Source organism: Azohydromonas aeria (assembly GCF_009760915.1).
Lineage (GTDB): Bacteria > Pseudomonadota > Gammaproteobacteria > Burkholderiales > Burkholderiaceae_C > Azohydromonas > Azohydromonas aeria.
On sequence record NZ_VIDQ01000006.1, the window covers coordinates 20643 to 33399 of the forward strand.

12 protein-coding genes are annotated in these 12757 nt (G+C 70.1%); 1 reads left to right on the forward strand and 11 read right to left on the reverse strand.

What is annotated here, in order from left to right; translation table 11 throughout:
- Nucleotides 1-6 precede the first annotated feature (6 nt).
- The 7 genes from FJ694_RS05475 to ppsA all read right to left on the reverse strand — a co-directional run bounded on the left by FJ694_RS05475 (nt 7) and on the right by ppsA (nt 8197).
- Nucleotides 7-1221, reverse strand: coding sequence for a PA0069 family radical SAM protein (locus FJ694_RS05475; protein WP_157265028.1), 1215 nt, complete (start codon nt 1219-1221; stop codon nt 7-9).
- A gap of 130 nt (nt 1222-1351) precedes the next feature.
- Complete coding sequence (dnaB, locus tag FJ694_RS05480) at nt 1352-3811, reverse strand: replicative DNA helicase (RefSeq protein WP_157265030.1); 2460 nt, start codon at nt 3809-3811, stop codon at nt 1352-1354.
- Nucleotides 3812-4055: 244 nt separating this feature from the next.
- Nucleotides 4056-4508 (reverse strand): 50S ribosomal protein L9, encoded by a 453-nt coding sequence (rplI, locus tag FJ694_RS05485; protein WP_157265032.1) that lies wholly within the window; start codon nt 4506-4508, stop codon nt 4056-4058.
- Between the two features lie 16 nt (nt 4509-4524).
- Nucleotides 4525-4815: a 30S ribosomal protein S18 gene (gene rpsR, locus FJ694_RS05490; protein WP_157265034.1), complete on the reverse strand. Its 291-nt coding sequence runs from the start codon at nt 4813-4815 to the stop codon at nt 4525-4527.
- A gap of 64 nt (nt 4816-4879) precedes the next feature.
- Nucleotides 4880-5206 carry a primosomal replication protein N gene (priB, locus tag FJ694_RS05495; protein ID WP_157265036.1) on the reverse strand — a complete coding sequence of 109 codons (327 nt, stop codon included), beginning with the start codon at nt 5204-5206 and terminating at the stop codon, nt 4880-4882.
- On the reverse strand, nt 5206-5568 hold the full coding sequence (gene rpsF, locus FJ694_RS05500; RefSeq protein ID WP_157265038.1) for a 30S ribosomal protein S6: 363 nt from the start codon (nt 5566-5568) through the stop codon (nt 5206-5208). The genes priB and rpsF overlap by 1 nt, the downstream gene beginning before the upstream one ends.
- A gap of 232 nt (nt 5569-5800) precedes the next feature.
- Entirely contained in the window at nt 5801-8197 is a 2397-nt protein-coding gene (gene ppsA / locus FJ694_RS05505) for a phosphoenolpyruvate synthase (RefSeq protein WP_157265040.1), read from the reverse strand.
- Nucleotides 8198-8403: 206 nt separating this feature from the next.
- Between ppsA and ppsR the strand changes: the two genes are divergently transcribed.
- Nucleotides 8404-9225 carry a posphoenolpyruvate synthetase regulatory kinase/phosphorylase PpsR gene (gene ppsR / locus FJ694_RS05510; protein WP_157265042.1) on the forward strand — a complete coding sequence of 274 codons (822 nt, stop codon included), beginning with the start codon at nt 8404-8406 and terminating at the stop codon, nt 9223-9225.
- A gap of 152 nt (nt 9226-9377) precedes the next feature.
- Here ppsR and FJ694_RS05515 read toward each other — a convergent pair whose 3' ends face one another.
- From FJ694_RS05515 to lpxA, 4 genes are read right to left on the reverse strand one after another with little or no spacing between them, the layout of a single operon-like run.
- A complete protein-coding gene (locus FJ694_RS05515; protein ID WP_157265044.1) occupies nt 9378-10190 on the reverse strand; it encodes a TrmH family RNA methyltransferase in 813 nt (270 codons plus the stop codon).
- Nucleotides 10187-10813 carry a ribonuclease HII gene (gene rnhB, locus FJ694_RS05520; protein WP_157265046.1) on the reverse strand — a complete coding sequence of 209 codons (627 nt, stop codon included), beginning with the start codon at nt 10811-10813 and terminating at the stop codon, nt 10187-10189. The genes FJ694_RS05515 and rnhB overlap by 4 nt, the downstream gene beginning before the upstream one ends.
- On the reverse strand, nt 10803-11957 hold the full coding sequence (gene lpxB / locus FJ694_RS05525; protein WP_232539909.1) for a lipid-A-disaccharide synthase: 1155 nt from the start codon (nt 11955-11957) through the stop codon (nt 10803-10805). Before lpxB ends, rnhB begins: the two co-directional genes overlap by 11 nt.
- Nucleotides 11958-11962: 5 nt before the next feature.
- Nucleotides 11963-12754 (reverse strand): acyl-ACP--UDP-N-acetylglucosamine O-acyltransferase, encoded by a 792-nt coding sequence (gene lpxA / locus FJ694_RS05530; protein WP_157265048.1) that lies wholly within the window; start codon nt 12752-12754, stop codon nt 11963-11965.
- Nucleotides 12755-12757 lie beyond the last annotated feature (3 nt).

The following is a 12757-nucleotide window of genomic DNA, read 5'->3' on the forward strand; positions in this document are numbered from 1 at the left end:
TTCGGCTCAGAACAGCTCGCCCTGCAGTCCGCGGGGCGGCAGCGCCGGGGCCGCCGTGGCGGCAGCCGCCTTGGCCGCCTGTGCCCCCTTCGATGCCCGCACGGCGCGTGCCGGCGCCTCGGGCCGGCGGAACTGAGACAGGTCCAGCGCCAGCGGCTGGCGGTTCAGGCCCAGCCGCGCGCAGGCCTTGTGCAGCCGCTGCGACAGCAGCTCGCCCCAGACGCCCTGGCCGCGCATGCGGTGGCCGAAGCGCGGGTCGTTGTCACGCCCGCCACGCAGCTCGCGCATGCGCGCCATCACGTGCGCCGCGCGCTGCGGGAAATGCTGTTGCAGCCACTGCTGGAACAGCGGGTTCACCTCCCAGGGCAGGCGCAGCGCCACGCTGAAGGCGCGGCTGGCGCCGGCGTCGCGCGCGGCTTCCAGGATGCGCTCGAGTTCCGGCTCGTTGAGCAGCGGGATCAGCGGCGAGACGCTCACGCCCACCGGCACGCCGGCGCGCGCCAGCGTCTCGATGGTGCGCAGCCGCCGCGCCGGCGCCGCGGCGCGCGGCTCCATCAGGCGCGCGAGCTTCACGTCCAGCGTGGTGATGGAGACGTACACCGCGGCGAGCCTGTCGGCGGCCATGGGCGCGATCAGGTCCAGGTCGCGCTCGATGCCGGCGGACTTGGTGACGATGCTGAAGGCATGGCGGTGCTCGGACAGCACCTCGATGACGCCGCGCGTGATGCGCAGCTGCCGCTCGGCGGGCTGGTAGGCGTCGGTGGCCGAGCCCAGGCTCAGCAGCGCCGGCTCGTAGCCGGGGCTGGCGAAGGCCTCGCGCAGCTTCTCGGCGGCGTTGGTCTTGGCGACGATGCGCGTCTCGAAATCCAGCCCGGGCGAGAAGTCGAGATAGCTGTGCGTGGGCCGCGCGAAGCAGTAGATGCAGCCGTGCTCGCAGCCGCGGTACGGGTTGATGGACAGGTCGAACGGGATGTCGGGCGAGTCGTTGCCCGACAGGATGCTGCGCACCGGCTGCTCGATGATCTCGGTGCGCGGCGCCGCGCGCTCCTGCAGCGCCGCCTGCGCCAGCGTGCCCCAGCCGTCGTCGAAGCCGTCACGCCCAAGGGCCTCGAAGCGCGAGGCGACGTTGCGCGAGGCGCCCCGCCCCTTGAGCGGCACGAAGTGCAGGGGCACGGCAGGCGTGGCGGACGCGGCGGCGATGGGGGGTGGGGCGGTACGCATACTGTTGTTTTATACAGTAGTCGTGCCGCCCTGCACAGGGCTGTTTCACCCTGGCGGCCGGTCGTGGCAACGGCGCCACGGCGGCCGCGGGCGGCGCCGGATGCCGCCCGCGAAGCCTGTCTTCAGTGCTTCAGTAATCGCCGCCGGCACTGCCGGGCGCGAGGTTGTCGAACTTGGTCAGCGGCTTGAGGAAGGTCAGCTTGACGGTGCCGACCGGCCCGTTGCGCTGCTTGCCGATGATGACTTCCGCGACGCCGGGCTCCTTGGACTCCTTGTTGTAGTACTCGTCGCGGTAGATGAACATGATCACGTCGGCGTCCTGCTCGATGGCACCTGATTCTCTTAGGTCACTCATCATCGGCCGCTTGTCCGGCCGTGTTTCCACCGAACGGTTGAGCTGCGACAGCGCGATCACCGGGCAGTGCAGCTCCTTGGCCAGCGCCTTGAGGCCGCGCGAGATCTCGCCGATGACGGTGGCGCGGTTTTCCTCGGAGCCCGCGGAGCCGCTCATGAGCTGCAGGTAGTCGATGACGATCAGCCCCAGCCGCCCGCACTGGCGCGCCTGGCGCCGGGCGCGCGCGCGCAGCTCGGCGGGGTTGAGCGCGGGTGTCTCGTCGATGAAGACGCTGGCCTTGCTGAGCCGGTCCACGGTCTCGGTGAGGCGGCTCCACTCGTCGTCGCGCAGCGCGCCGGTGCGCAGGTGCTGCTGGTCGATGCGGCCCAGCGAGCCGACCATGCGCAGCGCCAGCTGCGCCGCGCCCATTTCCATTGAGAACACCACCACCGGCAGGCCCTCGTGCACGGCGACGTGCTCGGCGATGTTCAGGGCAAAGGCGGTGTTGTGCGTGACCACGTGCTGGTCGGTGACGTAGCAGCGCGTCGGGTGGCTGACCGAGATGCACTGGCAGGCCGTGCTGCGGCTGGGCTCGATGGACTGCAGCGTCAGCCGCTTGGCGCGCTGCCAGCCTTCGGGCGCCGCCAGCTGCTTGGCCGACAGCAGGAACAGCGAGCGCGGCTGCGGATGCGAGATGTGGCACACCCAGGCCGGCTGCCCGGCGCGCACGCCGTCGCGGGCGCGGTAGCGCGTTGCCTTGCGCGTGATGGAGCACCAGCCGCCCAGCGAGCGCACCAGCTCGGCCACGTCCTGCGCCAGCTGCTCGCTGGCCGTGCTCAGGCGCACGCTGCCCCAGCGCTCGACCCAGCCGTCGGTGTCGAGCAGGCCCTGCAGCACGGCGCGGCGCACCTCGGCGCGGGCCGTCAGGTAAACCGCCGGCACGAATTTCGTGGCGCTCTCGCTGTCCCACAGTCCCAGGCTTTCGAGCGCCTGCTTGACCGGGTTGCGGCGCGTGCCGGCCGTGCCGGCGCAGTGGCCGCGGTCGGACTGGACGATGCGGTAGTCGTAGCGCTCGGCGTGCACCACCTCCATGCCGCTGCCCACGCGCTCGCGCAGCCGCTGCAGCATTTCCGCCGACGCGGTGGAAAAGCGCAACGCCGTGCCGCGCAGGCAGCCGTCGCCCAGCAGCGCGCCCAGCAGCCACGGGTCCAGCGGCAAATCGTCCGAATGCCCGAAGTGCTCCGTGGGCGTGTCGATCCACAGCCGGCCCTGGTAGCGGCGCTTGCCCAGCATGCCGACCAACTCGGCGGTGGACACGACGCGCGGCTGCGCCCAGGCGCGGTAATGCACGCGCCACAGGTGCTCGGCGCAGGCTTCGGTGGAGCGGCCGTCGGAAAAGCGCACCCGGTACACCGCGCGCTCGCCCTGCGGGTAGACGCCAGTGACGATGGAGGGCGCACCGTCGGGGGAGCACACCGCGTCGCCCACCGCCAGTTCGCCCATGGCCTTCCAGCCGCCGGGCGTGCGCACGCGCGCATCCAGCGGCTGCGCCTTGCCCATACTCGGGCGCGCGGCCAGGATGACCAGGTCCCCCGGCTGCAGCCCCGCCGTCATGCGGTCCATGTCGTAGAAGCCGGTGCGCACGCCGGTGACTTCCTCGGCGCCGTTCTCGGCCAGCTCGGTGACGCGGTCGATGAGCTGCATCACCAGGTGATCCATGCTCTGGAAGCCCTGCTTCTGGCGCGAGCCCTCCTCGCCGATCTTGAAGATCTTGCCCTCGGCCTCGTCGAGGATCTGCGACACGGCGCGGCCCTGCGGATTGAAGGCGTTGGTGGCGATCTCGTCGCTGGCCTCGATGAGCTTGCGCAGGATGGCGCGCTCGCGAACGATCTCGGCGTAGCGGCGCAGGTTGGCCGCGCTGGGCACGCTTTGCGCCAGCGCGTTGAGGTAGGCCAGCCCGCCGCATTCCTCGGCCTTGCCCAGGCTCTGCAGCTGCTCGAAGACGGTGATGACGTCGGCGGGCTTGCTGGCGCTGATGAGGGCGCCGATGGCGCCGTAGATCAGGCGGTGCTCGTAGCGGTAGAAGTCGCCCTCGGCCAGCGTGTCGCCGGCGCGGTCCCAGGCGCCGTTGTCCAGCAGCAAGCCGCCGAGCACGCTCTGCTCGGCCTCGATGGAATGCGGCGGCACGCGCAGCCGCGCGACCTCGTCGTCACGCGGGCCGGCGGCGGTGTCTCGGGAGGGAAATACAGCAGGCATCGGAAGATGATACGAGCGCGGTCGGGACCGCAGAACGGACAGGGTCGGCGCCGTTGGACGGGCGCCAAGCTTCGAAAAAATCTGCTTGCCAGGGCTGCCACCGCGCGGGCGGCGGCCCTGGCGGCGGACAGCGAGCCACCCATGGAACGCCCATGAAAAAGGGCCGGCAAGGCCGGCCCTTCTCGTTGCAGCGCAGCCCGCGTGTGCACGGGCCGCGCCGGCTTGGCGCTCGGGTGTGGAGCGCTTATTCCGCCTCGGCCACGACCTTGACGGTCAGCTCGACCACCACGTCGGTGTGGGGCGCAACGCTCACCGGGAACTCGCCCACGGTCTTGAGCGGGCCGTTGGGCATGCGCACCTGGGCCTTGACGATCTCGAAGCCCTGGGCCTTGAGCGCTTCGGCGATGTCGGCGTTGGTCACCGAGCCGAACAGGCGGCCGTCGACGCCGGCCTTCTGCGCGATTTGCACGGTCACGCCGGCCAGGCGCTCGCCCTGGGATTGCGCGGCGGCGAGCTTCTCGGCGGCGGCCTTTTCGAGCTCGGCACGGCGGGTGGCGAATTCCTGGAGCGCGGCCTCGGTGGCGCGGCGCGCCTGCTTGGTCGGGATCAGGAAGTTGCGGGCGTAGCCGTCCTTGACCTTGACGACGTCACCCAGGTTGCCCAGGTTGGCAACCTTTTCGAGCAGGATCACTTGCATGGTGCTGCTTTCCTATTCAGAGCTTGTGCTGGTCGCTGTACGGCAGCATCGCCAGGAAGCGCGCGCGCTTGATGGCGGTGGTCAGCTGACGCTGGTAGAAGGCGCGCGTGCCGGTCAGGCGGGCCGGCGTGATCTTGCCGTTCTCGCCGACGAAGTCGCGCAGCGTGTCGATGTCCTTGTAGTCGATCTGCTCGACACCGGCGACGGTGAAGCGGCAGAAGCGCTTGCGGCGGAACAGCAGCGATTGCTGGTTGCGCTTGGGCTTGCGGTCCTTCGAGAAGCGACCTTTTCCACGAGGCGGGGCCATGTGTGACTCCTTGAATCCAGATTCGAAATTGGGAACGACGGTGTGGCTCGACCGGAGCTAGGTTTCAGTCGAGCGCCGTGACATGGAAGAGCAGGCCGCGCTTGTTGCGTCCGGCACTCAGGAAGCCGGCGAATTCGCCGCTGTGTCCCAGTGCCAGCGCCCCCAGGCGCCGCGTGATGTCCCCGATCGCCACGGCCCGGATCTCCAGCGAGACCCGGCGCGGCAGGCCGTCTTCCAGGACCTGCGACTCGTGCTTGAGTTCCAGGTCCAGGGCCGGCAGCCCGGCGGGGGTGTAGCGCAGGGCACCGCGTGCGACGAGCTGGGCACTGAGCACCAGCCGGTTCACGCCCGCGGCAACCTGCGGCAGCGGCGCCAACGCGCCCGCGCTCATCAGGCAGCGCTTTCCTGCGCGGCCTTGCGGGCTTCTTCCTTCTCGACGGCCTTCATCATCACCGACGGGGTCGTCTCGGCCTTGTCCTTGGCCACGGTCAGGTGGCGCAGCACGGCGTCGTTGAAGCGGAAGCCCGTCTCCAGCTCGACCAGCGTGTCCTTGCTGCACTCGATGTTCAGGCACAGGTAGTGCGCCTTGGCCAGCTTCTGGATCAGGTAAGCCAGTTGGCGGCGGCCCCAGTCCTCGACGCGGTGCACCTTGCCACCGGCGTTGGTGACCAGGGTCTTGTAGCGCTCCAGCATGGCCGGAACCTGCTCGCTCTGATCCGGGTGGATCAGCAGCACGATCTCATAGTGACGCATGAATGATGCTCCTTGTGGATTCCAAAAACGGAAGCCGTCCCACATGCGTCAACATGCGTGGGACGGCAAGGCAAGCCCGCGATTATAGCAGCGCACGCGATCAGGGGGCCAGTGCGGCGGGATCACGCCTTGAGCCCGCCATGAAAAAGCCCGGCGGCTGCCGGGCTTTTTCACGAATGCCGCGCCCCTGCGTGGGCAGGAGGAGCGCGGCGCAGGGCGCCGTTTCAGCGCTTCAGCGCTTGGCCAGGCGCTGCCAGGTGTCGGCCACGGAGTCCGGGTTGAGCGACATCGACACGATGCCCTCCGAGGCCAGCCAGTCGGCGAAGTCCGGGTGGTCGCTGGGGCCCTGGCCGCAGATGCCCACGTACTTGCCCGTGGCGCGGCAGGCCGCGATGGCGCGCGAGATCAGCGCCTTGACGGCGGCGTCGCGCTCGTCGAAGTCGTTGGCCAGCAGCTCCAGCCCGGAGTCGCGGTCCAGCCCCAGCGTGAGCTGCGTCAGGTCGTTGGAGCCGATCGACATGCCGTCGAAATGCTCCAGGAACTGCTCGGCCAGGATGGCGTTGCTGGGCACCTCGCACATCATGATTAGCTTCAGGCCGTCCTGGCCGCGCTTGAGGCCGCGGCTGGCCAGCATCTCGCCCACGCGCTGCGCCTGCGACACGGTGCGCACGAAGGGCACCATGATCTCGACGTTGGTCAGGCCCATGTCGTTGCGCACGCGCTTGAGCGCCTCGCATTCCATGCCGAAGGCGTCGCTGAAGTCGCCGCTGATGTAGCGCGAGGCGCCGCGGAAGCCCAGCATCGGGTTCTCTTCATCGGGCTCGTAGCGGGTGCCGCCGATGAGCTTGCGGTACTCGTTGGACTTGAAGTCCGAGAGGCGCACGATCACGGGCTTGGGCCAGAACGCCGCGGCGATGGTGGCCACGCCTTCGGCAAGCTTGTCGACGTAGAAGGCGCGCGGCGAGGCGTGGCCGCGGGCCACCGACTCCACGGCCTTCTTCAGGTCGTCGTCGATGTTGGGATAGTCGAGGATCGCCTTCGGGTGGACGCCGATGTTGTTGTTGATGATGAACTCCAGCCGCGCCAGGCCCACGCCGGCGTTGGGCATCTGGGCGAAATCGAAGGCCAGCTGCGGGTTGCCCACGTTCATCATGATCTTGATCGGGCAGTACGGCATCTCGCCGCGCTGCACCTCGCTGACCTCGGTCTCCAGCAGGCCGTCGTAGATGAAGCCCGTGTCGCCCTCGGCGCAGGAGACGGTCACCAGCGCACCGTCGGGCAGCTGCTCGGTGGCGTCGCCGCAGCCCACCACGGCCGGGATGCCCAGCTCGCGCGCGATGATCGCGGCATGGCAGGTGCGCCCGCCGCGGTTGGTGACGATGGCCGAAGCCCGCTTCATCACCGGCTCCCAGTTGGGGTCGGTCATGTCGGCCACCAGCACGTCGCCGGGCTGCACGCGCTCCATCTCGGAGAGGCTGCGCACCAGCCGCACCGGGCCGGTGCCGATCTTCTGGCCGATGGCGCGGCCTTCGGTCAGCACGGTGCCCTTGCCCTTGAGCTTGTAGCGGTGCTCGACCTTGCCGGCGGCCTGGCTCTTCACCGTCTCGGGACGCGCCTGCAGGATGTAGAGCTGGCCGTCCTGGCCGTCCTTGCCCCACTCGATGTCCATCGGGCGGCCGTAGTGCTCCTCGATGATCAGCGCGAACTTCGCCAGCTCGACCACGTCGGCGTCATTGAGCGCGTAGCGGTTGCGCTGCTCGGGCGGCGTGTCCACGGTGCGCACCAGGCGGCCGCTGGCAGCCTTCTCCTCGGGGCTGGCGAACTCCATGCGGATCAGCTTGGAGCCCAGGTTGCGGCGGATCACGGGGAACTTGCCCGCCTTGAGCGCCGGCTTGTGCACGTAGAACTCGTCGGGGTTCACCGCGCCCTGCACCACCGTCTCGCCCAGGCCGTAGCTGGCGGTGATGAACACCACGTCGGGGAAGCCGCTCTCGGTGTCGATGGTGAACATCACGCCGGCAGCACCCAGGTCGGAGCGCACCATGCGCTGCACGCCCGCCGACAGCGCCACGTCGCTGTGCGCGAAGCCCTTGTGCACGCGGTAGCTGATGGCGCGGTCGTTGTAGAGCGAGGCGAAGACTTCCTTCATCTTGTGCAGCACGTCGTCGATGCCGCTGACGTTGAGGAAGGTCTCCTGCTGGCCGGCAAAGGAGGCGTCGGGCAGGTCCTCGGCCGTGGCCGAGGAGCGCACCGCGAAGCTCGCACCCGGATGGTCGGCCGTCAGGCGCACGAACTCCTCGCGCACCGCCGCCTCGAAGGCCGGCGGGAACGGCGCGTCGATGACCCAGCCGCGGATCTGCGCGCCGGCCTCGGTCAGCGCGCGCACGTCGTCCACGTCGAGCGAGGACAGCCGCGCGTTGATTTTCTCGGTCAGGTCGTTGAACTTCAGGAACTCGCGGAAGGCATGCGCCGTGGTGGCGAAGCCGCCGGGCACGCGCACGCCGGAGGCGGCGAGCTGGCTGATCATCTCGCCCAGCGAGGCGTTCTTGCCGCCGACCGACTCGACGTCGGTCATGCGCAGCTCCTCGAAAGGCAGCACCAGCGCGTTCGCGTGTTGGGGGTTGGACATGGGAAAAGCTCCTAGGGATGGAAAAACCTGGAGCCCTGCGAAGCCCGCCGGCACGCCGCAGGCGCGTGCCCGTTGTGCAATTGTTCTTGGTGTTCTTGGATTCGAGAGGCCGGAGCTTGAGCGCCGGCAGACCGCAAGGCGAATGGGGCGGATTCTACGCAGGCGCCACCTATGATCGTGGCAAGACTTCCTACTTGCCCCCAGCCATGCCCAACCGCACCGTGTTCTTCGTCTCCGACGGCACCGGCATCACCGCCGAGACCTTCGGCAATTCCATCCTGGCGCAGTTCCCCGCCAAGCACCGCCACGTGCGCCGGCCCTTCATCGACAGCGAGGAGAAGGCCGCGCAGGTTGCCGCCGAGATCGAGGCCACCGCGCTGCGCGAGGGCAAGCGCCCGATCGTCTTCATCACCCTCGTCAACGAGGCCGTGCGCCGCCTGGTCAAGGAGTCCGCGCACGGGCTGGTGCTCGACATGTTCAACACCTTCGTCGAGCCGCTCGAAGCCGAGTTCGGCGTGAAGTCCAACCACCGCGTCGGCCGCTTCTCCGACGTGGCCAAGAGCGAGGAATACAACGACCGCATCGAGGCCATCAACTTCTCGCTGGCGCACGACGACGGCCAGTCCGCGCGCAACCTGGAGAGCGCCGACGTGATCCTGGTGGGCGTGAGCCGCAGCGGCAAGACGCCCACCTCGCTCTACCTGGCCATGCAGCACGGCATCAAGGCCGCCAACTACCCGCTCATCCCCGAGGACTTCGAGCGCAACCAGATCCCGTCGTCGCTGGCGCCGCACAAGCGCAAGTGCTTCGGCCTGAGCATCGACCCCGAGCGCCTGGCGCAGATCCGCAACGAGCGCCGCCCGGGCAGCAAGTACGCCGCCCTCGAGAACTGCCGCTGGGAAGTGCGCGAGGCCGAGGCCATGATGCGCCGCGAGGGCATCGGCTGGCTCAGCTCCACGCACAAGTCGATCGAGGAGATCGCCACCACCATCCTGCGCGACATCCGCCCGGACCGGCTGATCTACTGACAGGGGCAAAGCGCCCCGGCGCCTGGCACCGGGGCTTCATGGCGGCGGCGCTGCGTGCCGAGCCCCGGATTGCCGCCGAATTTTTGTTCGGCATCAATTGACACAGACTGGTGATTTATTCACCAGCGTGTCAAAGGCATTGGTAAAAAAACTCAGCCGGTGCGCCGGCGTGCCGATTCGTGCAGGCAGATCGCCGCCGCCGCGGCGACGTTGAGCGACTCCTCGCCGCCGGGCTGCGCGATGCGCACGGTCAGCGCGCAGCGCTGCAGCAACTCTTCGCGCACGCCCTGCCCCTCGTGGCCCAGCACCCAGGCGCAGGGCCAGGGCAGCTCTGCCGCGTGCACCGCCTGCGCGGCATGCGAGCTGGTGGCCACCAGCGGCAGCTGCAGCGCCGCCAGCGCTTCGGGCTCCACGCCCTCGGCCAGCCGCAAATTGAAATGCGCCCCCATGCCGGCGCGCACCACCTTGGGCGACCACAGCGCCGCGCTGCCCTTGAGCGCGATGACCTGCCCGAAGCCCAGCGCCGAGGCGCTGCGCAGGATGCTGCCGAGGTTGCCCGCGTCCTGCACCCGGTCCAGCACCACGCTGGCCAGGCCAGGAGACAGCCCGGCCTCGGCCGGCGGCACCCAGGTGAAGCCGATGCGCGCCGGCGACTCCAGCGCGCTGATGCCGGCAAAGAGCGCATCCGGCACCACCGCGGCCTTCGGCGCCGCGGCGGCGAGCTCGCGCAGTGCCGGCTGCAGCCAGCCCGACTCGCTCACCACCGCTTGCGCCGGGCGCTGCCCGCGTGCGAGCAGCGCGCGGCACAGGTGGTCGCCCTCCAGCCACACCAGGCCCAGCTTGCGGTAGGCGCCCGGGTCCTGCGTGAGCTTGCGCAGTTTCACGAGCAACGGGTTGTCGCGCGAGGAGATGCGCTGCGGCTCGCCCATGCCGGCATTCGCGCCCGGGTTCATGCCCTGGCTCATGCCGGCTCTCCCGCGGTCAGCCGCGCCGCCAGCGCCTCGCGCACCGGGCGGAAGCTGCGCCGGTGCGCGCTGCTGGCGCCATGCTCGCGCAGCGCGGCCAGGTGCGCTGGGGTCGGGTAGCCCTTGTGCACGTCGAAGCCGTAGTGCGGATGCGCGGCATGCAGCTCGCGGCACAGCCGGTCGCGGTGCACCTTGGCCAGGATCGAGGCGGCGGAGATGGCCGGCACCAGCGCGTCGCCGCGCACGACGGCCTCGGCCGGAATGCGCAGCGGCGGCAGCCGGTTGCCGTCCACCAGCGCCTTGGCCGGCTTGAGGCGCAAGCCCTCCACGGCCCGCTTCATCGCCAGCATCGTGGCGTGCAGGATGTTGAGCCGGTCGATCTCCTCGACGCTGGCCTCGGCGATGCAGAAGGCCAGCGCCCGCGCGCGGATCTGGTCGAACAGCAGCTCGCGCCGCCGCGCCGTGAGCGCCTTGGAATCGGCCACGCCCTCGACCGGGTTCGCGTCGTCCAGGATCACCGCCGCCGCCACCACCGGGCCGGCCAGCGGGCCGCGCCCGGCCTCGTCCACCCCGGCCACGAGTCCGGGCACGTCGAAACACAACGCCATCTGTTCAGGTCCCATCCAGCACCCGCGCGATCGCCTCCGTCGCGGTGCGCGCCGTGTCGCGCCGCAGGAGGTGGTGCAAATCCAGGAAACGCTGCTCCAGCGCCGCCGCGCGCTGCGGCGCGTCGAGCCACTGCAGCACCGCGTCGGCCAGCGCGCGCGGCGTGGCGTCGTGCTGCAGCAGCTCCGGCACCACGAAGTCGCGGCACAGGATGTTGGGCAGCCCGATCCAGGGCTGGTAGCGCATGCGCTTCATGATCTGCCAGCTCAAGCCCGCCATGCGGTAGGCAATCACCATCGGGCGCTTGAACAACGCCGCCTCCAGCGTGGCGGTGCCGCTGGCAATGAGCGTGGCGTCGCAGGCAGCCAGCGCGGCATGCGACTGGCCGTCGAGCAGTTGCAGCGGCAGCCCGGCGCCGTGCGCTGCGATCAGGGTGTCGATCAGGCCCCGCACTCCCGGCGCCACCGGCAGCACGAAGCGCAGGTCGGGCCGCGCCGCGTGCAGCAGCCGCACCGCGCCCAGGAACGATGGCAGCAGGTGCGTGATCTCGCCGCGGCGGCTGCCCGGCATCACCGCCAGCACGGCGTCGTCGGGGCCGAGCCCCAGCGCCTCGCGCGACGCGGCGCGCGGCACCTGCAGCGGGATCGCGTCGGCCAGCGGGTGCCCGACGTAGCTGGCCTCGATGCCGTGGCCACGCAGCAGCTCCGGCTCGAAGGGGAAGAGACACAGCACGTGGTCGGCGCTGCGGGACAGGCGCTTGGCCCGCCCGCCGCGCCAGGCCCAGATCGACGGACACACGAAGTGCACGGTACGGATGCCGGCGGCCTTCAGCCGCGCCTCCAGCCCCAGGTTGAAGTCGGGCGCGTCCACGCCGATGAAGAGCTGCGGCCGCTCGCGCAGCAGCCTCTGCAGCAGCGCCTCGCGGATCCCCGAGATCTCGCGGTAGTGGCGCAGCGCCTCGGCATAGCCATGAACGGCCAGCTTGTCGCTGGGCCACCAGGGCGTGAAGCCCTGGGCCACCATCTTCGGCCCGCCGATGCCGCCGGCGGCCAGCTGCGGCCAGCGCGCCTTGAGCCCGCCGAGCAGCAAGGAAGCCAGGAGGTCGCCGGACGCTTCGCCGGCGACCATCGAGAAGCGAGGATCGCCTGCGATGGGTGCCATGGTTGTCAGCGCACGATGCCGCGCTTGGCCTGGTCCAGGAACTGCAGCATCAGCGCCAGGTCCGCGTCGCCATCGGCGTCGGTGCCGCCGCGCAGCGCCTCGATGCCGGCCTTGGCCTGCTCCAGCGTCAGGCCCTCGCGGTAGAGCAGCTTGTGGATCTGCTTGACTTGCGCGATGCGCTCGCGGCTGAAGCCGCGCCGGCGCAGGCCCTCGACGTTGAAGCCGCGCGCCGCGGCCGGGTTGCCGTCGACCATCATGAACGGCGGCGCGTCCTGAGACAGCGCGGTGGCGAAGCCGATCATGGCGTGCGCGCCGATGCGCACGAACTGGTGCACCCCGGTGAGCCCGCCCACGATGGCCCAGTCGCCCACGTGCACGTGGCCGGCGAGCGTGGCGTTGTTGGCCAGGATCGTCCTGTTGGCCAGCTGCACGTCGTGCGCGATGTGCACGTAGGCCATGATCCAGTTGTCGTCGCCCACGCGCGTGACGCCCGCGTCCTGCGCCGTGCCGCGGTTGAAGGTGCAGAACTCGCGGATGGTGTTGCGGTCGCCGATGTGCAGCTCGGTGGGCTCGCCGGCGTACTTCTTGTCCTGCGGCGCCGCGCCCAGCGAGGAGAACTGGAAGATCTGGTTGTCGCGCCCGATGCGGGTGCGGCCCTCGATCACGCAGTGCGGCCCGACGCGGGTGCCGGCGCCGATGGTGACCTCCGGCCCGATGAGCGTGTAGGCGCCGACGACCACGTCGTCGGCCAGCTGCGCGGCCGGGTCCACCAGCGCGGTGGGATGGATCTGGGCCATGCG

What these genes read in the sequence shown, in the direction of transcription:
- FJ694_RS05475 (WP_157265028.1), bottom strand. Translation starts at nt 1,221, where the DNA reads ATGCGTACCGCCCCACCCCCCATCGCCGCCGCGTCCGCCACGCCTGCC.
- dnaB (WP_157265030.1), bottom strand. Translation starts at nt 3,811, where the DNA reads ATGCCTGCTGTATTTCCCTCCCGAGACACCGCCGCCGGCCCGCGTGAC.
- rplI (WP_157265032.1), bottom strand. Translation starts at nt 4,508, where the DNA reads ATGCAAGTGATCCTGCTCGAAAAGGTTGCCAACCTGGGCAACCTGGGT.
- rpsR (WP_157265034.1), bottom strand. Translation starts at nt 4,815, where the DNA reads ATGGCCCCGCCTCGTGGAAAAGGTCGCTTCTCGAAGGACCGCAAGCCC.
- priB (WP_157265036.1), bottom strand. Translation starts at nt 5,206, where the DNA reads ATGAGCGCGGGCGCGTTGGCGCCGCTGCCGCAGGTTGCCGCGGGCGTG.
- rpsF (WP_157265038.1), bottom strand. Translation starts at nt 5,568, where the DNA reads ATGCGTCACTATGAGATCGTGCTGCTGATCCACCCGGATCAGAGCGAG.
- ppsA (WP_157265040.1), bottom strand. Translation starts at nt 8,197, where the DNA reads ATGTCCAACCCCCAACACGCGAACGCGCTGGTGCTGCCTTTCGAGGAG.
- ppsR (WP_157265042.1), top strand. Translation starts at nt 8,404, where the DNA reads ATGCCCAACCGCACCGTGTTCTTCGTCTCCGACGGCACCGGCATCACC.
- FJ694_RS05515 (WP_157265044.1), bottom strand. Translation starts at nt 10,190, where the DNA reads ATGAGCCAGGGCATGAACCCGGGCGCGAATGCCGGCATGGGCGAGCCG.
- rnhB (WP_157265046.1), bottom strand. Translation starts at nt 10,813, where the DNA reads ATGGGACCTGAACAGATGGCGTTGTGTTTCGACGTGCCCGGACTCGTG.
- lpxB (WP_232539909.1), bottom strand. Translation starts at nt 11,957, where the DNA reads ATGGCACCCATCGCAGGCGATCCTCGCTTCTCGATGGTCGCCGGCGAA.
- lpxA (WP_157265048.1), bottom strand. Translation starts at nt 12,754, where the DNA reads ATGGCCCAGATCCATCCCACCGCGCTGGTGGACCCGGCCGCGCAGCTG.